The sequence below is a fragment of the Lysobacter sp. P5_B9 genome, assembly GCF_054049835.1.
Genome location: NZ_JBFULP010000001.1, coordinates 449,117 through 474,451, shown reverse-complemented (window position 1 = coordinate 474,451; position 25,335 = coordinate 449,117). Strand labels below are relative to the sequence as shown.

General features: G+C 67.0%; 29 protein-coding genes and 1 pseudogene. 22 read left to right on the top strand and 8 right to left on the bottom strand.

Features of this window, described 5'->3' with window-relative positions:
• The first annotated feature begins 16 nt into the window (after positions 1 to 16).
• On the top strand, positions 17 to 556 hold the full coding sequence (locus ACXJJ9_RS02195) for a nuclear transport factor 2 family protein (protein ID WP_457095634.1): 540 nt from the start codon (positions 17 to 19) through the stop codon (positions 554 to 556).
• A 25-nt stretch (positions 557 to 581) separates the two neighbouring features.
• On the opposite strand, the gene hda is transcribed toward ACXJJ9_RS02195, so the two are convergent.
• The 3 genes from hda to ACXJJ9_RS02180 are packed head-to-tail and all read right to left on the bottom strand — an operon-like array spanning position 582 to position 3,519.
• Positions 582 to 1,301, bottom strand: coding sequence for a DnaA regulatory inactivator Hda (gene hda / locus ACXJJ9_RS02190; RefSeq protein ID WP_457095633.1), 720 nt, complete (start codon positions 1,299 to 1,301; stop codon positions 582 to 584).
• Complete coding sequence (locus tag ACXJJ9_RS02185) at positions 1,298 to 2,458, bottom strand: AI-2E family transporter (protein ID WP_457095632.1); 1,161 nt, start codon at positions 2,456 to 2,458, stop codon at positions 1,298 to 1,300. The genes hda and ACXJJ9_RS02185 overlap by 4 nt, the downstream gene beginning before the upstream one ends.
• Positions 2,458 to 3,519 (bottom strand): DUF2066 domain-containing protein, encoded by a 1,062-nt coding sequence (locus ACXJJ9_RS02180; protein WP_457095631.1) that lies wholly within the window; start codon positions 3,517 to 3,519, stop codon positions 2,458 to 2,460. Before ACXJJ9_RS02180 ends, ACXJJ9_RS02185 begins: the two co-directional genes overlap by 1 nt.
• A 113-nt stretch (positions 3,520 to 3,632) precedes the next feature.
• Between ACXJJ9_RS02180 and purM the strand changes: the two genes are divergently transcribed.
• The 5 genes from purM (at position 3,633) to ACXJJ9_RS02155 (ending at position 7,302) form a co-directional block, all read left to right on the top strand.
• Positions 3,633 to 4,700 (top strand): phosphoribosylformylglycinamidine cyclo-ligase, encoded by a 1,068-nt coding sequence (purM, locus tag ACXJJ9_RS02175; protein WP_457095630.1) that lies wholly within the window; start codon positions 3,633 to 3,635, stop codon positions 4,698 to 4,700.
• 79 nt (positions 4,701 to 4,779) lie between these two features.
• A complete protein-coding gene (locus tag ACXJJ9_RS02170) occupies positions 4,780 to 5,196 on the top strand; it encodes a hypothetical protein (RefSeq protein ID WP_457095629.1) in 417 nt (138 codons plus the stop codon).
• The gene (gene purN / locus ACXJJ9_RS02165) at positions 5,196 to 5,861 is read left to right on the top strand and encodes a phosphoribosylglycinamide formyltransferase (RefSeq protein ID WP_457095628.1); all 666 of its coding nucleotides are present in this window, start codon (positions 5,196 to 5,198) and stop codon (positions 5,859 to 5,861) included. The genes ACXJJ9_RS02170 and purN overlap by 1 nt, the downstream gene beginning before the upstream one ends.
• Positions 5,858 to 6,604: a DUF3108 domain-containing protein gene (locus ACXJJ9_RS02160; RefSeq protein WP_457095627.1), complete on the top strand. Its 747-nt coding sequence runs from the start codon at positions 5,858 to 5,860 to the stop codon at positions 6,602 to 6,604. The genes purN and ACXJJ9_RS02160 overlap by 4 nt, the downstream gene beginning before the upstream one ends.
• 26 nt (positions 6,605 to 6,630) lie before the next feature.
• Positions 6,631 to 7,302, top strand: coding sequence for a DUF3108 domain-containing protein (locus ACXJJ9_RS02155; RefSeq protein ID WP_457096141.1), 672 nt, complete (start codon positions 6,631 to 6,633; stop codon positions 7,300 to 7,302).
• Between the two features lie 98 nt (positions 7,303 to 7,400).
• Here the strand turns inward: ACXJJ9_RS02155 and murA are convergent, their stop codons facing one another.
• Together murA and ACXJJ9_RS02145 are read right to left on the bottom strand one after the other, a co-directional pair.
• Positions 7,401 to 8,678 carry a UDP-N-acetylglucosamine 1-carboxyvinyltransferase gene (gene murA, locus ACXJJ9_RS02150; protein ID WP_457095626.1) on the bottom strand — a complete coding sequence of 426 codons (1,278 nt, stop codon included), beginning with the start codon at positions 8,676 to 8,678 and terminating at the stop codon, positions 7,401 to 7,403.
• A gap of 1 nt (position 8,679) precedes the next feature.
• Positions 8,680 to 8,910, bottom strand: coding sequence for a BolA family protein (locus tag ACXJJ9_RS02145; RefSeq protein ID WP_457095625.1), 231 nt, complete (start codon positions 8,908 to 8,910; stop codon positions 8,680 to 8,682).
• A gap of 115 nt (positions 8,911 to 9,025) precedes the next feature.
• Between ACXJJ9_RS02145 and ACXJJ9_RS02140 the strand changes: the two genes are divergently transcribed.
• The 14 genes and pseudogenes from ACXJJ9_RS02140 to ACXJJ9_RS02075 all read left to right on the top strand — a co-directional run.
• Positions 9,026 to 10,033 carry a KpsF/GutQ family sugar-phosphate isomerase gene (locus ACXJJ9_RS02140; protein WP_457095624.1) on the top strand — a complete coding sequence of 336 codons (1,008 nt, stop codon included), beginning with the start codon at positions 9,026 to 9,028 and terminating at the stop codon, positions 10,031 to 10,033.
• A gap of 78 nt (positions 10,034 to 10,111) precedes the next feature.
• Positions 10,112 to 10,690: a KdsC family phosphatase gene (locus ACXJJ9_RS02135; protein ID WP_457095623.1), complete on the top strand. Its 579-nt coding sequence runs from the start codon at positions 10,112 to 10,114 to the stop codon at positions 10,688 to 10,690.
• Positions 10,687 to 11,256, top strand: coding sequence for an LPS export ABC transporter periplasmic protein LptC (lptC, locus tag ACXJJ9_RS02130; protein ID WP_457095622.1), 570 nt, complete (start codon positions 10,687 to 10,689; stop codon positions 11,254 to 11,256). Before ACXJJ9_RS02135 ends, lptC begins: the two co-directional genes overlap by 4 nt.
• Entirely contained in the window at positions 11,237 to 11,800 is a 564-nt protein-coding gene (gene lptA / locus ACXJJ9_RS02125; RefSeq protein WP_457095621.1) for a lipopolysaccharide transport periplasmic protein LptA, read from the top strand. Before lptC ends, lptA begins: the two co-directional genes overlap by 20 nt.
• Positions 11,800 to 12,519, top strand: a complete 720-nt coding sequence (gene lptB / locus ACXJJ9_RS02120; protein WP_457095620.1) for an LPS export ABC transporter ATP-binding protein — start codon at positions 11,800 to 11,802, stop codon at positions 12,517 to 12,519. The genes lptA and lptB overlap by 1 nt, the downstream gene beginning before the upstream one ends.
• A gap of 138 nt (positions 12,520 to 12,657) precedes the next feature.
• Positions 12,658 to 14,091, top strand: a complete 1,434-nt coding sequence (locus tag ACXJJ9_RS02115; protein WP_457095619.1) for an RNA polymerase factor sigma-54 — start codon at positions 12,658 to 12,660, stop codon at positions 14,089 to 14,091.
• 163 nt (positions 14,092 to 14,254) lie between these two features.
• Complete coding sequence (gene hpf, locus ACXJJ9_RS02110; protein WP_310051367.1) at positions 14,255 to 14,581, top strand: ribosome hibernation-promoting factor, HPF/YfiA family; 327 nt, start codon at positions 14,255 to 14,257, stop codon at positions 14,579 to 14,581.
• Positions 14,582 to 14,741: 160 nt separating this feature from the next.
• On the top strand, positions 14,742 to 15,692 hold the full coding sequence (gene hprK, locus ACXJJ9_RS02105; protein ID WP_310051365.1) for an HPr(Ser) kinase/phosphatase: 951 nt from the start codon (positions 14,742 to 14,744) through the stop codon (positions 15,690 to 15,692).
• Between the two features lie 34 nt (positions 15,693 to 15,726).
• On the top strand, positions 15,727 to 16,602 hold the full coding sequence (gene rapZ / locus ACXJJ9_RS02100; protein WP_457095618.1) for an RNase adapter RapZ: 876 nt from the start codon (positions 15,727 to 15,729) through the stop codon (positions 16,600 to 16,602).
• A gap of 86 nt (positions 16,603 to 16,688) precedes the next feature.
• On the top strand, positions 16,689 to 17,081 hold the full coding sequence (locus tag ACXJJ9_RS02095) for a PTS sugar transporter subunit IIA (protein ID WP_310051360.1): 393 nt from the start codon (positions 16,689 to 16,691) through the stop codon (positions 17,079 to 17,081).
• A 3-nt stretch (positions 17,082 to 17,084) separates the two neighbouring features.
• Entirely contained in the window at positions 17,085 to 17,354 is a 270-nt protein-coding gene (locus tag ACXJJ9_RS02090) for an HPr family phosphocarrier protein (protein ID WP_310051358.1), read from the top strand.
• A gap of 13 nt (positions 17,355 to 17,367) precedes the next feature.
• Positions 17,368 to 19,092: a phosphoenolpyruvate--protein phosphotransferase gene (gene ptsP / locus ACXJJ9_RS02085; RefSeq protein ID WP_457095617.1), complete on the top strand. Its 1,725-nt coding sequence runs from the start codon at positions 17,368 to 17,370 to the stop codon at positions 19,090 to 19,092.
• Positions 19,093 to 19,221: 129 nt separating this feature from the next.
• The gene (gene mgtE, locus ACXJJ9_RS02080) at positions 19,222 to 20,583 is read left to right on the top strand and encodes a magnesium transporter (RefSeq protein ID WP_457095616.1); all 1,362 of its coding nucleotides are present in this window, start codon (positions 19,222 to 19,224) and stop codon (positions 20,581 to 20,583) included.
• Positions 20,584 to 20,724: 141 nt separating this feature from the next.
• A pseudogene (locus tag ACXJJ9_RS02075) lies at positions 20,725 to 20,808 on the top strand (DUF1294 domain-containing protein); the annotation flags it as partial.
• Positions 20,809 to 20,935: 127 nt separating this feature from the next.
• Here the strand turns inward: ACXJJ9_RS02075 and ACXJJ9_RS02070 are convergent.
• Genes ACXJJ9_RS02070 through ACXJJ9_RS02060 form a run of 3 tightly spaced genes read right to left on the bottom strand, consistent with a single transcriptional unit; the run spans position 20,936 to position 22,905 of the window.
• Entirely contained in the window at positions 20,936 to 21,841 is a 906-nt protein-coding gene (locus ACXJJ9_RS02070) for an aspartate carbamoyltransferase catalytic subunit (RefSeq protein WP_457095615.1), read from the bottom strand.
• A gap of 39 nt (positions 21,842 to 21,880) precedes the next feature.
• Complete coding sequence (gene ruvX, locus ACXJJ9_RS02065) at positions 21,881 to 22,342, bottom strand: Holliday junction resolvase RuvX (RefSeq protein ID WP_457095614.1); 462 nt, start codon at positions 22,340 to 22,342, stop codon at positions 21,881 to 21,883.
• A complete protein-coding gene (locus ACXJJ9_RS02060; protein ID WP_310051346.1) occupies positions 22,339 to 22,905 on the bottom strand; it encodes a YqgE/AlgH family protein in 567 nt (188 codons plus the stop codon). Before ACXJJ9_RS02060 ends, ruvX begins: the two co-directional genes overlap by 4 nt.
• A gap of 97 nt (positions 22,906 to 23,002) precedes the next feature.
• On the opposite strand from ACXJJ9_RS02060, the gene ACXJJ9_RS02055 reads away from it, so the two are divergent.
• Both ACXJJ9_RS02055 and ACXJJ9_RS02050 read left to right on the top strand, forming a co-directional pair.
• Positions 23,003 to 24,733: a dipeptidyl-peptidase 3 family protein gene (locus ACXJJ9_RS02055; protein WP_457095613.1), complete on the top strand. Its 1,731-nt coding sequence runs from the start codon at positions 23,003 to 23,005 to the stop codon at positions 24,731 to 24,733.
• Between the two features lies 1 nt (position 24,734).
• On the top strand, positions 24,735 to 25,298 hold the full coding sequence (locus ACXJJ9_RS02050) for a DNA-3-methyladenine glycosylase I (RefSeq protein WP_457096140.1): 564 nt from the start codon (positions 24,735 to 24,737) through the stop codon (positions 25,296 to 25,298).
• The last annotated feature ends 37 nt before the right edge of the window (positions 25,299 to 25,335 follow it).

Sequence of the window (25,335 nt, the reverse complement as noted above, 5' to 3'; positions counted from 1 at the left end):
TGCAACGGAGTGCCTCGTGAAATACCTGCCGCTAATCCTCGCCTGTCTGGTGTCGTGCCCGGCCTTCGTCGAGGCCGCACCGGAACCCGCAGGCACGACGTCTGCCGTCGCTGCCGACGAAGCCGCAACCACACAGATCCCGGCCGTGATCGAAGCCTTCCGCACCGCGATCATCACCCGCGACCAGCCCGCGTTCGAGCGCCTGTTCCTGCACGAGCACATCACCTGGCAACCGGTGACCAGCGATGCCGCGCTGCAGCGCATCCGGCAAAAAGCACCCACGGCACAGAAGCTCAAGGTCGACGCCAACCGAACGCCGTATTCCTTCATCGCAGGAATCGTCGCGAGCAAGAACAGCTCCGAGGAAACCTTCGACAACGTGAAGATCGATACGGACGGCGACCTCGCCTCCGTGGTGTTCGATTACGCCTTCCTCAGCAATGGGAAGGAAACCAATCACGGCAAGGAAGCCTGGCATCTGCTGCGGACGCAGGATGGCTGGAAGATCGCGTCGGTGGTCTGGTCGGTGAACCTGAAGCCGGCGCCGGCGAACTGACCGCCGCGGAAGCAACGCTCGGCGGTTACAGGTCGAGCGTCTGGCGCAGGAACGGCACCGTGAGGCGGCGTTGCGCCGCCAGCGATGCGCGATCGAGTTTGTCGAGCAGCGCCGTCAGGCCACCCAGATCGCGCCCGACACGCTTGAGCAGCCAGTCCAGCGCGGCCTCTTCCAGCACCAGTCCACGACGCTGTGCGCGTTGTTGCAGCACTTCACGGCGGCCGTCGTCGTCCACCGGCGCGAGCGAGATGCGCGTGCACTGGCCGAGGCGCGAACGCAGGTCGGGCAGCGTCAGGCCGATGGCATCGGGAATGTCGCGCGCCGCGTATACCAGCGCTACGCCGGCGGCGCGTGCGCGGTTGTGCGCGTCGAACAATGCGATCTCGTCTTCGCGGTTCCCGGCGATGGCTTCGAGGCCATCCAGCGCGATCAGGTCGTTGCCTTCCAGCGCCTGCAGTGCGTCGCGAAGGCGTCCCACCGCCGCGACCATCGGGAAATAGGCCGCGCGGCGGCCTGCGGCTTCCGCCGCCGCGCAGGTCGCGAGCAGGAGGTGGGTCTTGCCCACGCCCGCGGCACCGCTGACATACAGCGCATCGCGTGCGGCCGCTGCGGTTCCCCCACCCGCCAACGCCTGCAGTTGTTCGAGCGTGCCCGCGGGGGCACGCACGAACGCCTCGAATCTCTGGTCGGGCGGATAACGCAGCGCCAGCGGCAGTTGCGGCACGCCTTGCACGGTGCGGCTCACTTCGGCTCGCGCTCCACGGGCTCGGGCACCTGCGTGGTGAGCGAGGTATCGATCATCACCATGGGCGGCTGTTCGCCGGCATAGAGCTTGCTGCGCGTATAGCGCTGCTCCGCGTATCGCACCAGTACGTTGACCACCGCCGCCACCGGCAGCGCCAGCAGCATGCCGAGGAAGCCGAACAACTGCCCGCCAGCCAGCACGGCGAAGATCACCGCGGCCGGATGCAGGCCAATGCGGTCGCCGACCAGCTTGGGCGTGAGCCAATAGCTTTCGATCACCTGCCCGATGCCGAACACCACCAGCACACCGATGATGTGTTCCCAGTCGCCGTACTGCACCAGTGCGGCGATGCAGCCCAGGATGATGCCGCTCGCCGGGCCGAGGTAGGGCACGAAGGTGAGCAGGCCGGCGATGATGCCGATCAGGATGCCGAGGTCGAGGCCCACGCCCCACAGTCCCAGCCCGTACATCACACCGAGGATGATCATCACCAGGAACTGCCCGCGCAGGAACGCGCCGAGCACGCCACTGGATTCGCGCGCAAGCCGCGAGACGGTTTCGAGATGGTCGCGCGGAACCAGCGCGCCGACGCGCGCCACCAGCAGGTCCCAGTCGCGCAGGAAGAAGAACGTCAGCACCGGCAGCAGCGCGATGTTGGCGAACAGGCCAAGGATGGCGAAACCCGAACGCGACACATAGCCCAGCACCGTTGTGGCGACGCCGCCGGCACGCTCCCAGTTCGAGCGCACGAGTTCGATCAGGTGGTTGAAGTCCAGCCAGTTCGATATCTCCACCCGGGTGCGCGCTTCCACCCACGGAATGGCGACCTGCAGCAGCCAGTCCCGGTAGCTCGGGAGCGAGGCGACCAGGGTGGCGATCTGGCGTTGGATCAGCGGCACCAGCAGCACCAGCACCAGGACCACCACCAGCGTCATGGCGGAGAAGACCAGGATCACCGCCGTATTGCGCGAGCGGCCGTTGCGCTCAAGCCGGTCGACCAGCGGATCGCCCAGCCAGCCCAGCATCGCTGCGAGCACGAACGGCGTCAGCACCGGCGTCAGCAGCCACAACAGCCACAGGGCACCCAGCGCGATGGCGGTCCATTGCAATCGCCGGAGGAACTTGGCGATTTCGTGCAGGGAGGCGTGCGAGTCCATCAACGCAACCGGTACACGGGCAGGTCGCCGTCGGTCGACTCGACGATGCCGTCGCGATCGGCCATGCGCCTGAAACCGGACAGGCCCGAGGTGAGCTCGAGCGAGAAAGTCACGCCGTCGGGCGCGGCGTGCTGCGGCGTGATCTTGCCGACGATGGCGAGCTTGTCGAGGTAACCGGCCAGGCGCATATAGTCGTCGCTGCTGTCGATGCCGGTAAAGGTGACTGCGTAGGTTCCCGGCGGCCCGGCGGTGCCGCGCTTGGCGTAGCGCTTGGTGAGCGCATCGGCCGCGCCGTCGGCGCCAGTGGCGATCACGCGGCGTGCGTCGGTGTCGGTGGTGCTCCAGCTCGACAGTACCTTGCCGTTGTCGACGAAGGTCCAGTCGCCCTTCCAGCCTTCAGCGTCGCGGTACACCTTGCCGATCAACTGCATCGGCGGCGAATAGCGGAGCGAGGCGCGCGCGACCGCGGCGCTGTCGCCGCGCCAGATCGCGCCCACGGTGGCCTGTTCGGCGGCGTTGCCCGTGGGCAGGCCCAGGGCGTAACCGCGGTCTTTCGCGCGATTGAGCGCACTGCGTGCGGCGTTGGCCTGCTGCAGGCCCACCAGGCGCGGACCCTTGCCGTCGTCGATGCCGAGCCACAGGACCGGCTTCGGCCGAGGCATCGGCCAGACCGGCAGGCCCAGGGTTTCAATGAGGCCGTCGACCTCTTCCTGGTCGAACCGCACGATCAGGGTCGTGCCGAAAGTGGGGGCGCCGGTGGGACCCACGCCCTCGTCCTGGCGGTAGTCGTAGCCTTTCACGTAGTCCTTGGCGCGACGCAGTTCCTGTCCCACGCCCGGCTGCCCGGACACGCTGCGGCTGCCCGACAGCCTGGCGAGCACCGTCGACAGCGCACGCGCAAAACCCGTGGTGCGCTCGCCCTCGCCCTGCCCGTTGACGCTCACTTCTGCCTCGTACGGCCCCTGCGCGCCGGCACGATCGCCCTCGACGCGCTGCGCCGTGGCGGCGAAGCTCGCCAGCAGCAGTGCCGCCAGCCAGAACCCTCGAAATGCGCGAACCATTACTGTCCTTGGTCGAAGAACCAGCGGAAATGGTGCCCCACGGGCCGTGGCACGTCCATTCGGGCCCGTCACGGCTGGTAAAATTGCCGCTCTTCCGTCCCGCGATCCCCCCTGTGACCAATCCCACGCCGCCCGCATCCACCCCGATGACCTACCGCGATGCCGGCGTCGACATCGACGCAGGCAACGAAGTCGTCGAACGCATCAAGCCCGCGATCCGGCGGACCCTGCGCCCGGAAGTCCTCGGCGGCGGCATCGGCGGCTTCGGCGGCCTGTTCGACCTCTCGGGCAAGTATCGCGAGCCGGTCATGGTGTCCGGCACCGACGGCGTCGGCACCAAGCTGATCCTCGCCAAGCAGCTCAACCGCCACGACACCATCGGCATCGACCTCGTGGCCATGTGCGTGAACGACGTGCTGGTGCAGGGCGCCGAGCCACTGTTCTTCCTCGACTACTTCGCCACCGGCAAGCTCGAGGTGGCCACCACGGTCGACGTGGTCGGCGGCATCGCCAGGGGCTGCGAGATCGCCGGTTGCGCACTGATCGGCGGCGAGACCGCGGAGATGCCCGACATGTATCCGCCGGGCGAATACGACCTGGCCGGCTTCACCGTCGGCGCGGTCGAGAAGGCGAAGCTCATCGATGGCAGCCGCGTGCGCGCGGGCGATGTGCTTGTCGGCATCGCCTCGAGCGGCCCGCATTCCAATGGTTATTCCCTGATCCGCAAGATCCTCGCCCGCGCCGGCGCCACGCCCGATAGCGGCGGTCTGGACATCGACGTGGGTGGCGTGAAGCTGGCCGACGCGCTGATGGAGCCCACCCGCATCTATGTGAAGCCGGTGCTGGAACTGCTGGCCAGGCACGACATCCACGCCATGGCCCACGTCACCGGTGGCGCACTGGTGGAAAAGATCATCCGCGTGGTGCCCCCGTCGCTCGCACTGGAAATCGACACATCGTCGTGGCCGCTGCCGCCGGTGTTCGACTGGCTGCAGCGCGAAGGCAACGTGCCGCGCGAGGAGATGTGGCGCACTTTCAACTGCGGCATCGGCTTCGTGTTGATGGTGGCGCCGGATGCAGTGGCCGCGATCAACGCCGACCTGGATCGCCTTGGCCTGCCGCATTGGCAGATCGGCCAGGTCACGACTGCAGGCAGCGGCGAGCGGCTGCGCATCTCCTGATGGCTGCAGGTCCGCGTTCCGTTCCACCGGACGCGAGCCCGCTTCACGTCAACGACAACCTCCCCGCGAGCGGCATGCCTTGAGCACGACCTACCTGAACCCATCGCAGGACCAGCAGCACCTCGACCTGCTGGGAATATTCCACTACGTGGTCGCGGGGATGAGTGCGCTGTTCTCGCTGATCCCGGTGATCCATCTCGCGATGGGCCTGGCGATGGTGACGGGGCATTTCCCGCACAAGCCGGGCGAGCCAGACCCGGCCATGTTCGGCTGGATATTCGTCGCAATCGGCGGTGCCTTCATCCTTTTCGGGCTGACCTTCAGCGCACTGCTCGCCTACGCCGGTCGATGCCTGCGCCAGCGGCGTCGCCATACGTTCTGCCTGGTGATGGCCGCGATCAGCTGCGCATTCATGCCATTCGGAACCGTGCTGGGCATCTTCACGCTCATCGTGCTGACCAGGCCATCGGCCAAGTCGCTGTTCGCGCCGGCGTGATGCGCCTGGCCATCCTCGCTTCCGGCCGTGGCAGCAACCTGCTGGCCATCCTCGAGGCGATCACGCGCGGCGAACTCGATGCCACGGTCGTCGGCGTGTTTTCCGACCGGCGCGCCGCCCCCGCGCTGGCGCACGCCCGCAATGCCGGGATCCGCGCGCAGTCACTTGCGCCGCGCGAGTTCGCCTCGCGCACCGATTTCGATGAACACCTGTTCAGCCTGGTCGACGCAGTTCAGCCCGATCTCATCGTCTGTGCCGGATATATGCGCCTGATCAGCGACCCCGCCGTCGCTGCCCGGACCGGCCGCATGATCAACATCCATCCCTCGCTGCTGCCCGAATTCAAGGGCCTACGCACGCACCAGCAGGCGCTCGATGCGGGCGCGAGCGTGCACGGCGCCAGCGTGCATTTCGTCACGCCGGAACTGGATGGCGGCCCGGTGATCACCCAGGTACGCGTACCGGTGGAAGCGGGCGACGACGCCGCGACCCTGGCCGAGCGGGTGCTGCAGCGCGAACATCCGCTGCTGGTGGCGACGCTGCGCGAACTCGCCGGGGGTCGCATCGCGTGGATCGACCATGGCGTGCATTTCAACGGTCATCCGCTCGCGGCACCATTGCAGCTCGATGCCCGCAACCACCTGGTCCAGGAACCGACTGCATGATGTTCTCCCGCAAAGTCCTGCTGGCCCTGGCCGTGCTGTCTTCGCCGGGGCTGACTGCGGCGGCCACCTCCGGCGCTGCGACGGATCCGCGCCCGCTCGAGCCGTTCATCGCGCAATACCAGGTGTTCAAGGGCGACCACGTCCTCGGCGATGCCGTGATGCAGGTCGTCAGGAACGACGACCGTCGCTGGCGCGTCGACCTCAACGTGCGCGGCACCCGGGGGCTGGCCGGCATCGCCGGCATCGCCGCACAGCAAAGCACCGTCTTCGACGTGGCGGGTACGCGCTACCGGCCGCTCGCGCAGAGCACGCTGCGCAAGACCCTGTTCACGAAGCGGCAGACCGTGGGCGTCTACGATTGGCGCTCGCACCAGGCGCGCTGGACCGGCGATGTGAAGGAATCCCGAAGCGCTCCGGTTACCCTGCAGGACGGCGACCAGAGTGGCTTGCTGATCAACCTGGCGGTCGTGCGCGATGCCCAGCCCGGCCGGTCGATGCAATACCGCTTCGTGGACGACGGGCGCGCGCGCGACCACCGCTACGACGTTTCCACCCAACTCGATGATGTGAAGGTCGGCGAGTTGAGCTATAGCGCGATGCGCGTGCAGCGCGTGCAGTCCGGCAACGAGGAAACACTGATCTGGGTCGTGGACGGCGTGCCAACGCCCGTCCGCATGCTGCAACGCGAGAACGGGCAGGACACGTACGACCTGCGCCTGGTGGAATACAAGGGAGCACAATGACGATGACGAATTTGAAGGCCTTGTTCATGAAACCGCTGCTGGTGGCTGCAACCCTTTACGCCTCCAGCGCGATGGCGACCGCTGGCGAAGTGAAGCCATTCACCGCCGACTACGCGGCCAATTACATGGGTATCCAAGGCATCGGCCACATGGTGCTGGCGCAGGCGGGCGGCAATCGCTGGCGCTACAGCCTCGACATCGGCGGTTCGATGGCCAACCTCAACCAGACCACCGTATTCGAGGACAGCAACGGCAAGTGGCGGCCGGTCTCCAACACCGATACTTCCGCATTGCTGGTGAAGCGCAAGCAGACGAACGCCATCTACGACTGGACGCGCGGCGAGGCGCGCTGGACGGGCGACGTGAAAGCCGATCGCGCCGGTCCCGTGAAGCTGCAGAGCGGCGATCTCGACGCGATGCTGATCAACCTGGCCATCGCCCGCGATGTGCCGGCAGGCAAGCCCCTGCAGTACCGCATGGTCGACGACGGCCGCGTCAAGCAGCTGAACTACCAGGTGTTGGGCAAGGAGACCATCACCATCGCCGGCAAGGCGCGCACCGCCACCAAGGTGACGCGCGTCGACGGCGACAAGCAGGAAGTGCTGTGGGTCGTGGACGGCATGCCAGTGCCCGCGCGCATCCTGCGCCGCAGGGATGGCCAGGACGAAATGGATCTGCGACTGCAGGCATTGCATTGACCAGGCAGTGGTTTTTCCGCGCCGGGTGATGCGGCGCCGACTGGAAAGAAAAGACCCCGCAGCGCGGGGTCTTTTTGTTTCCGCCGAAGGGCAACCCCTCAGCTGATGCGCCGAATCCGGGCGCCGAGTCCGGACAATTTCTCCTCGATGTTCTCGTAGCCACGGTCGAGGTGGTAGATGCGGTCGATGACCGTTTCGCCATCGGCGACCAGGCCGGCGAGGATCAGGGAAGCCGAAGCGCGCAGGTCGGTCGCCATCACCGGGGCGCCGCTGAGCTGCTGCACGCCTCGAATCACCGCGGTGTGGCCGTCGACGCGGATGTCCGCGCCGAGGCGCAGCAGTTCGTTGACGTGCATGAAGCGGTTTTCGAAGATCGTCTCGTTGATCACGCCGACGCCTTCGGCAATGCAGTTCATCGCCATGAACTGTGCCTGCATGTCGGTCGGGAAGGCCGGATGCGGCGCGGTGGTGAGGTTCACTGCCTTCGGGCGCCGGCCGCGCATGTCGAGGGTGATTCGATCGCCGTCGACGGTGATCTCGGCACCGGCTTCCGTAAGTTTGTCGAGCACGGCGTCGAGCGTGTCCGGCCGCGTCTTGCGTGCGGTCACGCGACCGCCGGTCATGGCGGCGGCGACCAGGAACGTGCCGGTTTCGATGCGATCGGCCACCACGGCATGCTTGCCGCCGTGCAGGCGTTCGACGCCCTCGACCACTATCCGGCCGGTACCGGCGCCTTCGATCTTCGCGCCCATCGCCTTCAGGCATTCGGCGAGATCGACGATCTCCGGTTCCATCGCCGCGTTTTCGAGCACGCTGGTGCCTTCGGCGAGGGTCGCCGCCATCAGCACGTTCTCGGTCGCACCCACGCTGACCATGTCGAACACGTGCCGCGCGCCCCTCAGGCGCTTCGCGCTGGCCTTGATGAAACCGTGATCCACGCTGATGTCCGCGCCCAGCGCCTGCAGCCCCTTGATGTGCAGGTCGACCGGGCGTGAACCGATCGCACAGCCGCCGGGCAGCGAGACTTCGGCGTCGCCGTACTTGGCCAGCAGCGGGCCCAGCACCAGCACCGACGCACGCATGGTCTTGACCAGCTCGTACGGGGCGACATGGCTGTTGACGCTGCGCGGGTCGACGATGACCCCGCTTTCGCTGCCCTTGCCGATGGTGCCCTGGTCGATGGTGATGCCCGCTCCGAGCCCCGCGAGCAGCTTGGCCGTGGTCACCACGTCGTGCAGGTGCGGGACGTTGCTGATTTCAACCGGTTCGTCCGCCAGCAGGGTGGCGCACAGGATCGGGAGCACGGCGTTCTTGGCGCCGGAGATCTGGACCTCGCCGTTCAACGGCTGGCCGCCTTCCACCAGGATCTTCTGCATCTCAGGCAGCCTCGTCCGGCGTGACCGTCTTCAGGGCGAGCGCGTGGATCTCACCGCCCATGCGTTCGCCGAGGGTCGCGTACACCATGCGGTGGCGGGCCAGCGGCAGCTTGCCGCGGAAAGCTTCGGACACGACGGTGGCTTCGAAGTGCACCCCGTCGTCACCGCGCACGTCAGCGCGGGCGCCCGGCAGGCCCTGTTCGATCAGATGGCGGATGGTATCGGCGTTCAATTGGGTGTGTTCCAGCTTGCGGGGGCGCCGGGCGGGCATCGCACGGCGCTTTGCGCATAAAATGAACGGATTAGCCTAACGGAAAGCCCCCCGGGCTTAAATGGCAATGTCCGAAATGGCGACTTCGCCCTCACGTCCCCTGCCCGATTCCACCGCCGCCGGCCTGGCCGATAGCGGCCGCCGCGTCTTTGCCATCGAGGCCCAGGCCCTGGCAGCCGTGGCTGCCCGCCTGGATGGCGAGTTCAGCGCCGCCTGCCGCCTGATGCTGGAGACCCGGGGCCGCGTGGTCTGCACCGGCATGGGCAAGTCCGGCCATATCGCCCGCAAGATCGCGGCGACGCTGGCCTCGACCGGCACTCCGGCCTTCTACGTGCATCCCGGTGAAGCCGCACACGGCGACCTGGGCATGATCACCGACGCCGACGTTGTGCTCGCGCTGTCGTACTCGGGGGAAAGCGACGAGATCCTGCTGCTGCTCCCGGTCCTGCGCCGGCAGGGCAACAAGCTGATCGCGATGACCGGGCGGCCGCAGTCCTCCATGGCACGCGAAGCCGATGTGCACCTGGATGTCAGCGTGCCGGCCGAGGCCTGCCCGCTCGACCTTGCCCCGACATCGAGCACCACCGCCTCGCTGGCGATGGGCGATGCGCTGGCGGTGGCACTGCTGGACGCGCGCGGCTTCACCGCCGACGACTTTGCCCGCTCGCACCCCGCCGGCGCGCTGGGCCGCCGACTGCTGCTGCACATCTCCGACGTGATGCACGCCGGAGACGATGTGCCGCGCGTCCAGGCCGATGCCACGTTGAGCGAAGCGCTGGTCGAGATGAGCCGCAAGCGCCTGGGCATGACGGCGATTGTGGATTCCGAAGGCAAACTGCTGGGGCTTTTCACCGACGGCGACCTGCGCCGCACCCTCGACGATGCGGACATCGACATGCGCAGCACACGCATTGCCGAGGTGATGACGCGTGCGCCGAAGACCATCGGCTCCGAGGCCTTGGCCGTCGAAGCCGCGCAACTGATGGAAGCCCACAAGATTGGTGGCCTGCTGGTGATCGACGCCGATCGCCGCGTCGTCGGTGCGCTGAACATTCATGACCTGTTGCGGGCAAGGGTGGTCTAAAGCCCTGCACGGCGGCCAGCTCCTGCAACCCGCATTGCCGCCCACACTGTTTGTTCCACCCAACCCCAACCAGACTCCATGCCCTACAGCCACCTCAACGATTACCCCGCCGACATCCGCCAGCGCGCCGCGCGCGTGCGGCTTGCGTGCTTCGACGTGGACGGCACGTTGACCGACGGCAGGCTGTTCTTCGACAGCAAGGGCGGCGAACTGAAGGCCTTCCACGTGCATGACGGCCAAGGCCTGGTGCTGTTGCGCAAGTCGGGGATAGCGGTTGCCTTCGTCACCGCGCGCACCAGCGTCATCGCCGAGCAGCGCGCTGCTGAACTCGGCCTCGAAGCGCACACCGCGGTGAAGGACAAGCTCGCCTGCGTGCAGGAGATCGCGGCGCGGCTGGGCATCGGGCTGGACGAAGTCGCCTTCATGGGCGACGACCTACCGGACCTGCGGGTGATGGCGCAGGTCGGCTTCTCGGTTGCGCCTTCGGATGCACACGCCTGGGTACGCGAGCGCGTGCACTGGCGCACGAGCGCCCTCGCCGGCCACGGCGCCGCGCGCGAGTTCTGCGACCTCGTACTCGCCGCTCAGGGTCATGCCGAAGCGTTGCTCGCCGAAGTCACCCGGTTGCAGGGCGAACGCATCGAGGGCACCGCATGAACTGGCGCGCGGTCGTCACGATCCTGCTGCTGCTGGGCGCACTCGCCAGCGGCTGGTCGGTCTGGAACCAGCGCAGCAAGGATGCCGCCATCACCGGCGCGGCCGCGCGCGCGGACTACGTGCTGATCGATTTCGAACTCACGGCCCTGAACGCGGAGGGCAAGGAATCCTTCACCCTGCGGGCACCGCGCCTGGCGCGCGATCCGGAGAAGAAGACGCTGGACATCGCCACGCCGCTATTCCTGATTCCGCCGGGCCAGGGCGCGGGAAATGATGCCTGGGAAGTGCGCGCGAAGGATGGCTGGGTCAGTGCAGACGGCGACGAACTGCGCCTGCAGGGCGACGTGAAAGGGGTCAGCTCCGGCGCGAGTGGCCCGAGCACCAAGATCGCCTCGCGCGAACTGACGGTATACCCCGATGCCCGGCGTGCCAGCGCCCAGGGTCAGGTCGTGGTCACCCGGCCGGGCTCTATACTGACCGGCCGTGGCCTGCAGCTGGATCTGGCCAGCAAGCAATACTCGTTCAAGTCCGAGGTCCACCATCGCTATGTCCCGACCGCTCGTTAAGCCCCTCGCCGCCGCAATCCTTGCCGGCGCGAGCACCCTGTTCCTGCTGACGCCGGGTGCGTGGGCCAAATCGTCGGACCGCAACCAGGCCATGGATATCGAGGCCGGCGCATCCGCCGGCGGGCTGGACGATCGCCAGCCGACCGTGCTGTCGCAAGGCGTGAACATCACCCAGGGCTCGCTGAAGATCCAGGCGGATACCGCGACCGTCACCACCCGCGGCGGCGACCCGGTGCGGGCGGTCCTTACCGGCGGCCCGGTCAAGCTCAGCCAGCAACTGGATGACGGCACCCCCATGAATGCCACGGCGGGGCGCGTGGATTACGACCTCGTCAGCGATGTCGTGGTCTTCACCGACAAGGTCAACATCCAACAGCCACGCGGCAGCCTCTCCGGCCCGCGCGTGGTCTACAACATGAAGACGGGCATGGTGAACAGCAGTTCCGACAGTACCGGCCGGGTAAAGATGACGATCCAGCCGCGCAACCCGCAGCCGGCCCCGGCTCCCACCAAGCCCGCCCCCCAGAAGCCGGGGAGCAACTGATGTTGGCTGCCAAGGGCCTGCGCAAGGCCTATCGTTCCCGCGAGGTCGTCCGCGATTTCGCCCTCACCCTGGATGCCGGTGAAGTCGTGGGGCTGCTCGGCCCCAACGGCGCCGGCAAGACCACGTGCTTCTACATGATCGTCGGCCTGGTGCCCGCTGATGCCGGGCAGATCGTGCTCGATGGCAAGGACATCACCTCCGATCCGATGTACGCCCGCGCCAAGCACGGCGTCGGTTACCTGCCGCAGGAACCATCGGTATTCCGCAAGCTCAGTGTCGCCGACAACATCCGGCTCGTACTCGAACTGCGCGAGGACCTCGACAAGGCCGGCATCGAGAAGGAACTGGGCAACCTGATGGATGAACTCCAGATCGGCCACGTCGCGGACCAGATCGGCGCAAGCCTCTCCGGTGGCGAACGCCGCCGCGTCGAGATCGCGCGCGCGCTCGCCGCGAAGCCGCGGCTGATGCTGCTCGACGAGCCTTTCGCCGGCGTCGATCCGATTTCCGTCGGCGAGATCCAGCGCATCGTCCGCCACCTCAAGAACCGCGGCATCGGCGTACTCATCACCGACCACAACGTCCGCGAGACACTTGGCATCTGCGACCGCGCCTACATCCTCAACGAGGGCGCCGTGCTTGCGCAGGGTTCGCCTGATGCGCTGCTGTCGAATCCCGACGTGCGCCGCGTCTACCTGGGTGACACGTTCCGGCTGTGATCCCGGTTCCGGAACCGTAGTCCTTCGCCATCGCGCTGAACGGGCGGCATCGACGCACCGCGCATCGCCGTGCATCATGACGTCGATCCCCCATGACGGACCGGCCGTCGGCCCCGCCAGAATCCGTTCACACTTCCTATGAAGCCCCGCCTACAGGCAACACTGGGACAACAACTGGTGATGACGCCGCAACTGCGGCAGGCCATCCGCCTGTTGCAATTGTCCGCGGCCGAACTGGAAACCGAGATCGCCGAGGCGGTTGAAACCAATCCGTTACTGGACTGGACCGAAACCAGCATCGCCGTCGCCGATGGCGAAACCGCCCCAGACGGCACCGCCAGCACCAAGAGCGACGATGGCTACGAAACCGAAACCCTCGCGCCAGCCGAGGCCAACTGGGGACCGGGCGATGGTGAAACCTGGTACGAACGCACAGGCCCTGCTGACGCCGACGAAGATATCCCCGGCGCTGAACAGGTGGCCGAGGGCGAAACCCTGCAGGACCACCTGCTATGGCAACTTCACCTCAGCCCGCTTTCGCCGCGCGACCGCATCATTGCCGTCACCGTCATCGAGGCGATCGAAGACGACGGCTACCTGCGCGAGCCGCTGGAAAACATCGCAGACACACTGGGCGCCGATTTCCATCCGCAGCAGGACGAAATCCTCACCGTGTTGCACCAGGTGCAACGCTTCGATCCAGCCGGCGTCGGTGCGCGCACGCTGGGCGAGTGCCTGCGCCTGCAGTTGTCCGTGCTGCCCGAGAACGCACCCGGCAGGACACTGGCGCACACGCTCGCCAATGGTCCGCTCGAACGCCTGCCGAAGGTGGGAATGGCCGGCATCGCGGCCGAACTCAAGCTGGACATCGGCGATGTCGAATCGGCAGTGCAACTGCTGCGCTCGCTCGATCCCAAGCCGGGGCTGCAGGTCGGCAGCATCAGCAATGACACCTACGTCGCACCCGACGTGGTGATCTGGCGCCAGCACGGCCTGTGGCGCGTCGCGCTGGCCGAAAGCATGCGCCCGCGCATCAGCATCCATCGCGGTTACGAGGGCATGATCCGCCACGCCAGCGCCGCGGATGCCCATTACCTGCGCGGCCATCTGCAGGAAGCACGCTGGCTCCTCAAGAGCCTGGAAGCGCGTGGCGAAACCCTGCTCAAGGTAATGCGTTGCCTCCTGCACCAGCAGGCAGCCTTCCTCGAGTTCGGCGACAGCGCGCTGCGGCCGCTGACGCTGCGCGAGGTCGCCGCCGAAATCGGCCTGCATGAGTCCACCGTTTCACGCGCCGTGGCCCGCAAGTACGCGCGCACGCCGCGCGGAACCATCCCACTGCGCTCGTTCTTCGCCTCCGGGATCGACACCGGGACGGGTGGTGAAGCGTCCAGTACCGCCATTCAGGCCATGATTCGTCAATTGATCGACGCGGAGAACCCGCGCAAGCCGCTCTCGGACGCGCGCCTGGCCGAAACACTGAAGGCCACCGGCGTTCCCGTGGCCCGACGAACGGTCGCAAAGTACCGGGAAGCAATGAGCATCCCGTCTTCGCAGGATCGCGTGCGTATCTGAGACACGCTGCGCAGGCTCCCGGAACCCTGCAGAACCGGCCATAAGCGTGACCGCGTAACGGTTTTTTCCGACCTCCTTTCCCCCTGCATTACGTCGCATTGCCATTCGCGCAAAACAGGCGTTGAATGGGGTCACCGTAGCCAGTGACCATAAGGAGGTAACGATGCGTATCGAAACCCACGGCCAGCAGATTGAAGTCACCGGCGCGCTGCGAGACTACGTGGACAGCAAGCTGGCGCGACTGAAACGCCACTTCGACCAACCCTTCGACGTACGCACCATGCTCAGTCTCGACAAACCCGATCACAAGGCCGAGGCAACCGTTACCGTTTCCGGACGCGTGCTGCATGCAGATGCCGCCGCCGTCGACATGTATGCCGCCATCGATCTGCTCGCCGACAAGCTCGACCGGCTGCTCATGAAGCACAAGGAAAAAATAGTCGACCATCATCGCGGTGAAAGCCTCGCCCGCAGCGGCGACTTCGCCTGAGCCATCCGGCGGAGCGGCACGCTCGCCTGGTCGGCTCCGCCAGATTCCACGCCGGGGGCGGATTCCACGGAATCCGCCCCCGCTTGCTTTTGCGCCCGGGCAGCCGCACGGTCGCGTTCCGCCAGTTACCATTGCCCGGGGCGACACGCGGAGCGGCGGCATGAACCTGAGCATCAGCGCAGCGCAGCTTTTCGAACAGCAACGCGACAAGCTGGGATTGCGCTGGCTGGCGGGCAAGCGCACCGGCGGGCAACGCGTGCTCGAGGCCGTCGATACGGTGGCGCGCCGTCCTTCGCTGGCCGGGTACCTCAACATCATCTATCCCAACAAGGTGCAGATCCTCGGCAGCGAGGAACTGGCCTGGCTGGATGCGCTTGATTCACGCCAGCGCTGGGACACGATCGTCAAGATCATCGACTTCCGCCCGCTGGCGCTGGTCATCAGCAAGGACCAGTCCTGTCCGGAAGACCTGCGCCGCCTCGCCGAGGAGAGCGACACGCCGCTCTGGGTATCGCCGCGGCGCGGACACGAACTGTTCAACCACCTGCAGTACCACCTCGCGCGCAAGCTCGCACCGCGGGTGACGCTGCACGGCGTCTTCATGGAGATCTACTCGATCGGCGTGCTCATCACCGGCGAATCCGGCTCCGGCAAGAGCGAGCTCGCGCTGGAACTGGTGACGCGCGGCCACCGCCTGGTCGCCGACGATGCCCCCGAATTCACCCAGATCGCGCCCGACGTCCTCGACGGCGCCTGCCCGGAACTGTTGCAGGACCTGCTGGAAGTGCGCGGCCTGGGCGTACTCAACGTGCGGCAGATGTTCGGCGACACCTCGGTCAAGAAGAACAAATACCTGCGCCTGATCGTGCACCTCACCAAGCCGGCGCTGGAACCGCAGCCCGGTGGGCTGGAGCGGCTGACCGGCGACCTGGGCTCGCGCCGCGTGCTCGATCTCGACGTGCCGATCATCACCCTGCCGGTCATGCCGGGCCGCAACCTCGCGGTGCTGACCGAAGCCGCGACGCGTACGCACATCCTGCGTGCGAAGGGCGTGGACCCGGCGGCGGCCTTCATGGCGCGGCACAGCCATTTCCTCGAACGCGCGGAATGACCGTGCGCCTACATCCACGCGACGCGACCACAACGTGAATACCACGCCACCATCCACCCTCGTCATCGTCAGCGGCATGTCCGGCTCGGGAAAGTCGGTCGCGCTCAATACCTTCGAGGACCTGGGCTTCTACTGCGTCGACAACCTGCCCGCCGAACTGCTGCCGCAATTCGTGCAGAGCGTGAACAGCGACAGCAATTCGCCGGAGAAGCTGGCCGTCGGCATCGACGTGCGCAATCGCCGGGACCTCACCAACCTTCCGACCTGGCTGTCGGCCGTGGGGGCGATGGGCATGGACCCCAAGCTGGTCTTCTTCGATGCCAGCGACGAGGTCCTGCTCAAGCGCTATGCCGATACCCGGCGCCGCCATCCATTGAGCCAGCTTGGCCTGTCGTTGCTCGATGCGATCGCGCTCGAGCGCCAGGTACTGCGCCCGCTGCGGCAAGTCGCCGATGCGGTGGTCGATACCAGCAGCATGAACGTGCACAAGCTGCGCCGGCACGTCGTCACGGAGTTCGCCATCGGCGGCACCACAGCGGTTTCCCTGCTGTTCGAATCCTTCGCCTATCGCCGCGGCGTGCCCAGCGACGCCGACTTCGTCTTCGACGCGCGCGCGCTCCCGAACCCGCACTGGGATGCCACCCTGCGTCCGCTGTCCGGCCGCGATGCGGGCGTCCGCGACTACCTGGACGCCGAGGCGGACGTGGCGAAATTCGTCGAACAGGTCTCGGCCTTCCTCGACACCTGGCTGCCCAAGCTGCAATCGGAGGGCACGCGCAGCTACGTCACCGTCGCCTTCGGCTGCACCGGCGGCCGCCATCGCTCGGTCTACCTGGCCGAACGGCTGGCCGAGCATGCGCGGCAGAACGGCTGGGAGGAAGTCGCCGTCCACCACCGCGAACTGGACTGAATCGCCGGCCGGCATCCCAGTGCGGGTTCGGGCGCGGCGCTTCCGGTGCTTCCGGACGGTAACCCGGCTCTGTTAAGTTGCAGGGCATGTCCGTCGGCATTCTCCTCATCACCCACGAAGGCATCGGCTCGGCCATCCTGGCCGTGGCGACGCGCCTGCTACGCACGCTGCCCCTGCGCACCGAGGTGCTGGAGGTGCCGTTCGAAGGCGACCCTGACGCCCTGCTCCCGCTGGCCAGCGCGGCCCTGCGCCGCGTCGACGGCGGCCAGGGCGTCCTGGTACTGACCGACCTCTACGGCGCCACGCCGAGCAATCTCGCGGCCAAGGTCGCGCGACTGGGCACGCCGGTGCGCCGCGTGTCCGCGCTGAGCCTGCCGATGCTGCTGCGCGTCATGAACTACGCCGAGGAGGACCTCGACGAACTACCCATGGTCGCTGGCGCCGGCGCGCGCAATGGCGTGATCGTTGACGAGGCCTAGACGATGATCGAACGCGAACTCACCGTCAGCAATCGCCTCGGCCTGCACGCACGCGCTACCGCCAAGCTCGTGCAACTGCTGTCCGCCTACCGCAGCACCACCACCCTCACGGCCAAGGGCCGCGAAGTGAACGCCAAGAGCATCATGGGAGTGATGCTGCTCGCCGCCGGCCAGGGCACGCAGGTGAAGCTGCGCGTGGAAGGCGAAGACGAGGACGCCACGGCCGAAGCGGTGTGTGCGCTGTTCGAGCGCCGCTTCGACGAAGACAGCTGAGGAACCGCACGCGATGCGGCAGGAGTTCAAAGGCATTGGAGCATCGCGCGGCAGCGCCCTGGGTCGCGCCCGCGTGCGCCTGCCGCATGTGCTCGAAGTCGCCGAGGAGCACATTCCAGAGGCCAAGGTCGAAGCCGAACGCGCCCGCCTGCAGCGCGCAATCGACACCGTCCGCGCGGAAATGCACGTGCTGCGCCAGCGCCTGCATGGCGCGCTCGCGCATGAGATCGGCGAGTTCCTCGACCTGCACGCCCTGCTGCTGGACGACCCCGAGTTGCTGCAGGGCCTCGACAGCCTGATCCGCACCGGCCGCTACACCGCCGACTACGCCCTGCGCCTGCAACGCGACCGCATCGCTGCCGTCTTCGCCGGCATGGACGATGCCTACCTGCGCAGCCGCATCGACGACATCGACCAGGTCGTCGGCCGCATCCACGCTGCCCTGCACAACCGCAAGGAGGGCGCCGAAGGCGTTGCCGGCGAGATCCTCATCACCGACAACGTCGCCCCCGCCGAACTCGCGCAGCTGCAGGCGCAGGGTGTGGTTGCGGTCATCACCGCCGCAGGCAGCACGCTGTCGCACAGCGCCATCCTCGCCCGCAGCCTGCACCTGCCACTCATCGTCGGCGTGCCCGGCGCCCTGCTCAGGATCAACGACGGCGATGCACTGGTCGTCGATGGCGGCAGCGGCCTGGTGGTGGTCGAGCCCGGCCCGGCCGACCTGCGCACGCATCGCACGCGCGAGCGCGAGTACATCCGCGAGCGCAAGGAACTGCATCGCCTGCGCCGCGAGCCCACGCGCACCATCGATGCGGTGGATATCAACCTCTACGCGAATGCCGAATCGCGCGAGGACGTCGCCGAAGCGCACGCGCTGGGCGCCACCGGCATCGGCCTGTATCGCACCGAATTCCTGTTCCTGCAGCGCAACGAACTGCCGGACGAGGAAGAACAGTTCCGCGCCTACCGCGATGTCGTGCTTGGCATGAGCGGACGACCGGTCACGATCCGCACGCTGGACCTGGGCGCGGACAAGGCCGACCGCACCGGCCTGGCCTTGCGCGACGAACCCAATCCCGCGCTTGGCCTGCGTGGCGTGCGGCTCTCGCTGGCGCGCAGGCCGCTGCTGGAAACGCAGCTGCGGGCATTGTTGCGCGCCTCGGGTTACGGGCCGTTGCGCGTGCTGGTACCGATGGTGACCTCGCGCGAGGAAATCCGCGAAGTACGCTCCCAGCTCAAGCGCATCGCCCGCGAGCTGCGCATCCAGGGCCACGAGATCGCCGAGCATGTGCCCCTGGGCGCGATGATCGAGGTACCGGCGGCCGCACTCGCGCTGCCCGGCTTCATCGGCAGCGTCGACTTCCTGTCTATCGGCACCAACGACCTCGTGCAGTACCTGCTCGCGGCCGACCGCAACAACGAGGCGCTGGCGCATCTCTATACCCCCCTGCACCCCGCCGTATTGCGCCTGCTGCGCGATGTGATCCGGCTGTCCCGCCTGCGCCAGAAGCCCATCGCCGTGTGCGGGGAAATGGCCGGGGATCCGCTCTATGCGCCATTGCTGCTGGCGCTCGGCCTCACTGAATTCAGCCTGCACCCGAACACACTGCTGGAAGTCCGCCGGGTGATCCGCGAGTGCGACCTCGCTGCCCTGCGCAAGCATCTGCCCCTGCTGATGCGCGCACGCGATCGCGTCGGCATCGAGGCCTGGGTGAAATCCCATTGCCCGGACCAGTAACCGGCCATTTCGGGATTGGACGCTTCGACGGGGTGGGCAGCATCGGCCTGCGCCGTCATAATGTCGGCATGAACGCATAACGCCCGGTCGCATCCCCGTGGATGCGGCTTATGCCTACGGGAGCGCCGCATGGCCGAAGCCGTCCGCCACGACAAGACCGCGCGCCAGTTGCGTCTGCTCTCGGACGCACTCGATTCCGGTCGCCTCGGTCCCGTGCGCCGGCTGGTCAACACGCTGTCGCCGGCCGAGATCGGCAACCTGCTGGAATCGCTGCCGCCGGCCAAGCGCACGGTGGTGTGGGGGCTGGTCGATGCCGAAGACGACGGCGAAGTGCTGGTCCACGTCGGCGACGAGGTGCGCGAAAGCCTGCTCGCGGAAATGGACCCAGACGAGATCGTGGCCGCCGTCGAGGACCTCGACATCGACGACCTCGCCGACCTCGTCGAGGACCTGCCCGACACCGTCATCGACGAAGTGCTCAAGTCGATGGACCGCGAGAACCGCGAGCGCCTGGAACAGGTGCTGTCCTACGACGAGGACACCGCCGGCCGCCTGATGAATCCGGACGTGGTGACGGTGCGTGCCGACACCACCGTCGACGTCGTGCTGCGCTACCTGCGCCTGCGCGGCGAACTTCCCGAGCACACCGACCACCTCTACGTCGTCAGCCGCCGCCACCAGTACCTCGGCCGCATCGCGTTGCAGGCGCTGCTGACCCACGACGCCACCACGCCGATCAACCAGTTGATCGACGACGAGCAGCCCGCGATCGGGGTGGAGGAATCCGCCGACGAAGTTGCACGCCAGTTCTCCGACCATGACTGGATTTCCGCGCCGGTCGTCGACGACAACAACATCCTGCTCGGCCGCATCACCATCGACGACGTCGTCGACATCATCCGCAGCCAGGCCGAGCACCAGGCGCTGGGTGCCGCGGGCCTTGACGAGGACGAAGACCTCTTTTCTCCCGTGCCACGCGCGTGGCGCCGTCGCATCGTATGGCTGGGCATCAACCTGGGAACGGCGTTCCTCGCCTCGAGCGTGGTCGGCCAGTTCCAGGGCACGATCGACCACATCGTCGCCCTCGCCGTGCTGATGCCGATTGTCGCCGGCATGGGCGGTAACGCCGGTACCCAAGTGCTCGCACTGATGGTGCGCGGCCTCGCCCTGGGCCAGGTCGGCGCCTCCAACGTACGGACGCTGATGTGGAAGGAGCTGCGCGTCGCCGCGATGAATGGCGTCGCCCTCGGCAGCGTTGTCGCCCTCGCCACCTGGGCCTGGTTCCGCGAACCGATGCTCGCGCTGGTCATCGGCATCGCCATGACGCTCAACCTGCTCTTCGCCGCGAGCGCCGGCGTGCTGGTGCCGCTGACGCTCAAGCGCATGAACCTCGATCCCGCATTGGCGGGTGGCGTGATCCTGACCACCGTCACCGACGTGATGGGGTTCCTCGCGTTCCTGGGGTTGGCGACGATCATCCTGTTGCGCTGATTCGTGGGGGCGCCGCTGCTGGTCTGCGCATTTGCCGGCTTCATCGGATGGGCCATCCATGCAGGGCAGTTGCCCGTCATGGCCGGCTTTGCATTGCGTTCTTGAGCGCGACTACTTACCTCGCCTACGCGTTCGACAAGCATGCGGCCGAGCGTGGCCGTTGGCGGACGCCCGGAAAGCACGCTGCATGCACTTGAGTTGCTGGGAGGCTGGCCCGGCGCCCTCATCGCCCAACGCGTAATGCGACACAAGACGCGCAAGACAAGTTACCGCATGGGCTTCTGGATGGCGGTCGTCGCGAACTGCGCGGCATTGGGCCTGTGGATTGCCCAGCCCTGAAGCAACCAGCGCCTCAGCGGCCCAACAGCGCCTCCAGCGCCGCCATTCGCACCGCCACGCCATTGCCAACCTGACGCAGGATCAGCGACTGCGGCCCGTCGGCCACGTCATCGGTGATCTCGACCCCACGGTTCATCGGCCCCGGATGCATCACGACCGCATCCGGCGCCGCGCGACGCAGGCGGGATGCCGTCAACCCATATTCGCGGTGGTAGTCATCGAGCGAGGCGATCAGGCCGCCCTCCATGCGCTCGCGCTGGATGCGCAGCATCATCACCGCATCGACGCCTTCCAGGGCGGCGTCGAAATCCTGCGTGACCACGCAGCCCTGCAGCGTGCCGTCATCCGGCAGCAGCGACGCCGGCGCGCAGACCCGGATTTCGCCCGCACCCAGGGCGCGCAGTGCATGCAGGTCCGAGCGCGCCACGCGCGAGTGCTTGACGTCGCCAACGATCAGCACCTTGAGCTTTGCGAAATCCTTCCCCTTGGCCTGCCGCAGCGTGAGCATGTCGAGCAGCCCCTGCGTGGGATGCGCGCTGCGGCCATCGCCGGCGTTGAGCAGCGCGACGCCAGGCTTCGCGGCGGCGGCGAGCGCAGCCACGGCGCCATCGACCTTGTGGCGGACCACGAACCCGCGCACGCCCATCGCCTCGATGGTCCTGAAGGTATCCAGGTCGGTTTCGCCCTTCGTCGCCGAGGACGTCGATGCGTCGAAGTTGAGTACGTACGCGCCCAGCCTTTGTGCGGCGAGCTGGAAGCTCAGGCGCGTGCGCGTGGAGGGCTCGAAGAACAAGGTGCAGACCGCAACGCCGGCCAGTGCCTCGCGTGCGTCGGCGCCCTCGGCAAAGGCCTGCGCACGGTCCAGCAGGGTCTCGAGTCCGGCGCGCGGCAGGTTGTCCAGCGTGAGCAGATGCTTCATTGCCTGGTCTTCAGAGGTGGGAAGGGATGCGATTGCCGTTCAATCGGCAGGAACTTCGGTGGCGTCCTGCGGTGATGCCAGCCAACGCTCGACAATGACCGCGGCCGCCACGGCGTCCAGCGCTTCGGCATCGCGGCGGCGCTTGCGTCCTTCCGCCCGGTCGCTGGCGAAGCGCTGCGCGGCCTCGATCGAACTGGCGCGCTCGTCCACGAGGACCACCGGCAGCCGGAAGCGCACGACCAGCTCGCGGGCGAAGGCGTGAGCGCGCGTGCGCGCGGGTTGGTCGCCGCCTTCGAGCGTCATCGGATCGCCGACGATGAACCCGTCCGGACGCCATTCCCTGCGCAGCCGCTCGATCGAAGCCCAGTCGGGACCATGGCCATGCACGTCGATCACGGCCAGTGCCCGCGCTCCCGATCCGAATGCGCTGCCTACCGCTACGCCGATGCGACGCGCACCGACGTCGAAGCCGAGCACGGTGCCGTCGCTAAGAATGCTCATGCGTGCCCGGCGTAGTCCGCCAGGTGTGCGAAGTCGACGCCGATGCGTCCGGCTGCGGCCTGCCAACGCGCCTCGAGCGGCAGATCGAACAGGAGCTCGGCGTCGGCCGGCGCCGTGAGCCAGTCGTTTTCGGTCAGTTCGTGCTCCAGCTGGCCCGACCCCCACCCCGCGCAACCCAGCGCGACGATGGCGTTGTCCGGGCCTTCGCCGCGCGCCATCGCCTCGAGGATGTCGCGGGACGTGGTGAGGAACAGCCTGTCGGTGATTGCCAGCGTGGAATCCCAGCGCGGGCCGCCGTCATGCAGGACGAAGCCGCGTTCCGGATGCACCGGCCCACCGGCCAGCACGGGTTGCGCGCGGAGCGTTTCGGTGCCGCCGTCGAGGCCCATCTGGCCCAGCACTTCACCCAGGGTGTACTCGGATGGGCGGTTGACGACGATGCCCATCGCGCCGTCGTCGTCGTGCTGGCAGATCAGCGCCACGCTGCGCGAGAAGTTGGTTTCCGCCAGCGCAGGCAACGCGATCAGCAGCTGGTTCGTCAGGGGCTCGGGCATCACGGGCATGGCTGCATTCTAGCGCGCACGCCCCTTCGCGCCAGATGACGGAAGCACAATGGCAGGGCGTAGGATGGCGGCTTCCCCGACCGATCCGCGACTCGCCATGACCGCACCGAATCTTCGTCCGCTCGTCCTGGGCTGCCTCGCCGCGCTGGCCGGCCTTTCTATGGCCGCCTGCAAGCCGCATGCCGCGCAGGAAGCCGCCCCGACGGCCACGCAATCCGCTCCCGCGCCCGCTGCCTCCTACGCGCAGGCGCATGCCGGAGACTATGCGGTGGTGCCGCTGAAGGCCGACCTCTCGCACCTCGACGAGAACACCCGGCGCATGATCGCCAAGCTGGTGCAGGCCGCCGACGTCATGAACGACCTGGCCTGGAAACAGACCTGGAACGGTGACCGCGCCGCACTGCTTGCGCAGGCGCCCGACGATGCCACGCGTGAACTGGTGAACATCAACTTCGGCCCGTGGGACCGCCTCAACGAAGACACCCCGTTCATCGCCAACATCAAGCCGCGCCCGGCGGGCGGCCCGTTCTATCCGCTCGACATGACCAAGGAGGAATTCGAAGCCGCCGCCCTCGCGGACAAGAAGTCCAACTACACCCTGCTCCGCCGCGACGACGCGGGCAAGCTGATCACCGTCCCCTACCACGTTGAATACAAGGCCGAACTCGAGCGCACCGCCGCGCTGCTGCGCGAAGCCGCGGAACTGAGCGGCGACAAGAGCTTCGCCGATTACCTGCGCATGCGCGCGGACGCATTGCTCAACGACAACTTCCGTCCAAGCGACATGGCATGGATGGAGATGAAGACCAATCCGGTGGACATCGTCATCGGTCCGATCGAAACCTACGAGGACCAGTTGTTCGGCTACAAGGCCGCGTACGAAGGCCTGGTCCTGGTGAAGGATGCCGAATGGAGCAAGAAGCTCGCCCGCTACGCCGGCTTCCTGCCCGAACTGCAGAAGGGATTGCCGGTCGAAGCCAGGTACAAGGCCGAGAAGCCCGGGTCCAAGGCCGACCTCAATGCGTACGAAGCGGTGTATTACGCCGGCGATGCCAACGTCGGCGCCAAGACCATCGCGATCAACCTGCCCAATGACGAGGAAGTGCAGCTCGCCAAGGGCACGCGCCGCCTGCAGCTTGAAAACGTGATGCAGGCGAAATTCGACGCCATCCTCATGCCGATCGCGAAGCAGCTGATCGCCCAGGACCAGTTGCAGCACGTGACCTTCGATGCGTTCTTCGAGGACACGATGTTCCATGAAGTCGCGCACGGCCTGGGCATCAAGCACGTGCTTGATAAGGGCGGCCTGGCTGGCAAAGGCACGGTCGGCGAAGCGCTGAAGGAATATTCCTCCAGCTTCGAGGAAGGCAAGGCCGACATCCTCGGCCTGTACATGATCGACGCACTCAGCGCGAAGGGCGAGATGGACAAGGCCAAGATCATGGACAGCTACGTGACCTTCCTCGCCGGCATCCTGCGCTCGGTGCGCTTCGGCGCGGCCGACGCGCACGGCAAGGCCAACATGCTGCGCTTCAACTATTTCGCCGACGCCGGGGCGTTCACCCGCGATGCCAATGGCCGTTACCGCGTCGACTTCGACAAGATGCGCGCGGCGATGAATTCGCTCAGCGCCAAGCTGCTCACGGTGCAGGGCGACGGCGACTACGCCGAAGCCAAGCGCATGACCGACACGCTGGGAGTGGTCAAGCCGGAACTCGCGGCCGACCTCGCCCGGTTGAAGGACGCGAAGATCCCGGTGGACATCCGGTTCGAGCAGGGCCTGGATGTACTGGGTCTGGCGCAGTACGCCACGCCTGCCACCCAGTGACATGTCGGGCTATTGCGATTTCGCGCCGGGCCATGCGCTGCATGGCCCCTATCACGACACCGAGTACGGCTTTCCCAGCCGCGATGAATCCGTGTTGTTCGAACGCCTCGTACTCGAGATCAACCAGGCCGGCCTGAGCTGGGAAACCATCCTGAAAAAGCGCGATGGCTTTCGTCGCGCCTATCACGGGTTCGACGTGGACAAGGTCGCGGCTTACGGCGAGCGCGATCGCGAACGCCTGCTGGTCGATGCCGGCATCATCCGCAACCGGCTCAAGGTGGACGCCGCGATCCACAATGCGCAGGTGATCCAGGGCCTGCGCGCCGGGCACGGCAGCTTCGCCGGCTGGCTCGATGCGCAGTTGATGGATGCCGGTGCGGCACGCGACAAGGCTGGCTGGGTGAAGCTGTTCAAGAAGACGTTCCGCTTCACCGGCGGCGAGATCACCAACGAGTTCCTGATGAGCCTGGGTTACCTGCCGGGCACGCATCGCGAAGACTGCCCGGTATTCGCGGCGATCGCGGCGCTGGATCCACCGTGGCGGCGAGCGCTCGGGATGTCCTGAACATGGCGGCCTGCTTCGACGCTGCTGTCACCGCGGG

Bases quoted from the DNA above. Each gene is read 5' to 3' on its own strand.
- mgtE (WP_457095616.1), top strand. From the start codon at position 19,222: ATGGCCGAAGCCGTCCGCCACGACAAGACCGCGCGCCAGTTGCGTCTG.
- ruvX (WP_457095614.1), bottom strand. From the start codon at position 22,342: ATGAGCATTCTTAGCGACGGCACCGTGCTCGGCTTCGACGTCGGTGCG.
- ACXJJ9_RS02185 (WP_457095632.1), bottom strand. From the start codon at position 2,458: ATGGACTCGCACGCCTCCCTGCACGAAATCGCCAAGTTCCTCCGGCGA.
- ACXJJ9_RS02180 (WP_457095631.1), bottom strand. From the start codon at position 3,519: ATGGTTCGCGCATTTCGAGGGTTCTGGCTGGCGGCACTGCTGCTGGCG.
- ACXJJ9_RS02050 (WP_457096140.1), top strand. From the start codon at position 24,735: ATGTCGGGCTATTGCGATTTCGCGCCGGGCCATGCGCTGCATGGCCCC.
- hpf (WP_310051367.1), top strand. From the start codon at position 14,255: ATGCGTATCGAAACCCACGGCCAGCAGATTGAAGTCACCGGCGCGCTG.
- ptsP (WP_457095617.1), top strand. From the start codon at position 17,368: ATGCGGCAGGAGTTCAAAGGCATTGGAGCATCGCGCGGCAGCGCCCTG.
- lptB (WP_457095620.1), top strand. From the start codon at position 11,800: ATGTTGGCTGCCAAGGGCCTGCGCAAGGCCTATCGTTCCCGCGAGGTC.
- ACXJJ9_RS02140 (WP_457095624.1), top strand. From the start codon at position 9,026: ATGGCGACTTCGCCCTCACGTCCCCTGCCCGATTCCACCGCCGCCGGC.
- lptC (WP_457095622.1), top strand. From the start codon at position 10,687: ATGAACTGGCGCGCGGTCGTCACGATCCTGCTGCTGCTGGGCGCACTC.
- murA (WP_457095626.1), bottom strand. From the start codon at position 8,678: ATGCAGAAGATCCTGGTGGAAGGCGGCCAGCCGTTGAACGGCGAGGTC.
- purN (WP_457095628.1), top strand. From the start codon at position 5,196: ATGCGCCTGGCCATCCTCGCTTCCGGCCGTGGCAGCAACCTGCTGGCC.
- hprK (WP_310051365.1), top strand. From the start codon at position 14,742: ATGAACCTGAGCATCAGCGCAGCGCAGCTTTTCGAACAGCAACGCGAC.
- ACXJJ9_RS02135 (WP_457095623.1), top strand. From the start codon at position 10,112: ATGCCCTACAGCCACCTCAACGATTACCCCGCCGACATCCGCCAGCGC.
- lptA (WP_457095621.1), top strand. From the start codon at position 11,237: ATGTCCCGACCGCTCGTTAAGCCCCTCGCCGCCGCAATCCTTGCCGGC.
- ACXJJ9_RS02155 (WP_457096141.1), top strand. From the start codon at position 6,631: ATGAAACCGCTGCTGGTGGCTGCAACCCTTTACGCCTCCAGCGCGATG.
- ACXJJ9_RS02055 (WP_457095613.1), top strand. From the start codon at position 23,003: ATGACCGCACCGAATCTTCGTCCGCTCGTCCTGGGCTGCCTCGCCGCG.
- ACXJJ9_RS02090 (WP_310051358.1), top strand. From the start codon at position 17,085: ATGATCGAACGCGAACTCACCGTCAGCAATCGCCTCGGCCTGCACGCA.
- ACXJJ9_RS02070 (WP_457095615.1), bottom strand. From the start codon at position 21,841: ATGAAGCATCTGCTCACGCTGGACAACCTGCCGCGCGCCGGACTCGAG.
- ACXJJ9_RS02060 (WP_310051346.1), bottom strand. From the start codon at position 22,905: ATGCCCGTGATGCCCGAGCCCCTGACGAACCAGCTGCTGATCGCGTTG.
- ACXJJ9_RS02095 (WP_310051360.1), top strand. From the start codon at position 16,689: ATGTCCGTCGGCATTCTCCTCATCACCCACGAAGGCATCGGCTCGGCC.
- ACXJJ9_RS02115 (WP_457095619.1), top strand. From the start codon at position 12,658: ATGAAGCCCCGCCTACAGGCAACACTGGGACAACAACTGGTGATGACG.
- ACXJJ9_RS02160 (WP_457095627.1), top strand. From the start codon at position 5,858: ATGATGTTCTCCCGCAAAGTCCTGCTGGCCCTGGCCGTGCTGTCTTCG.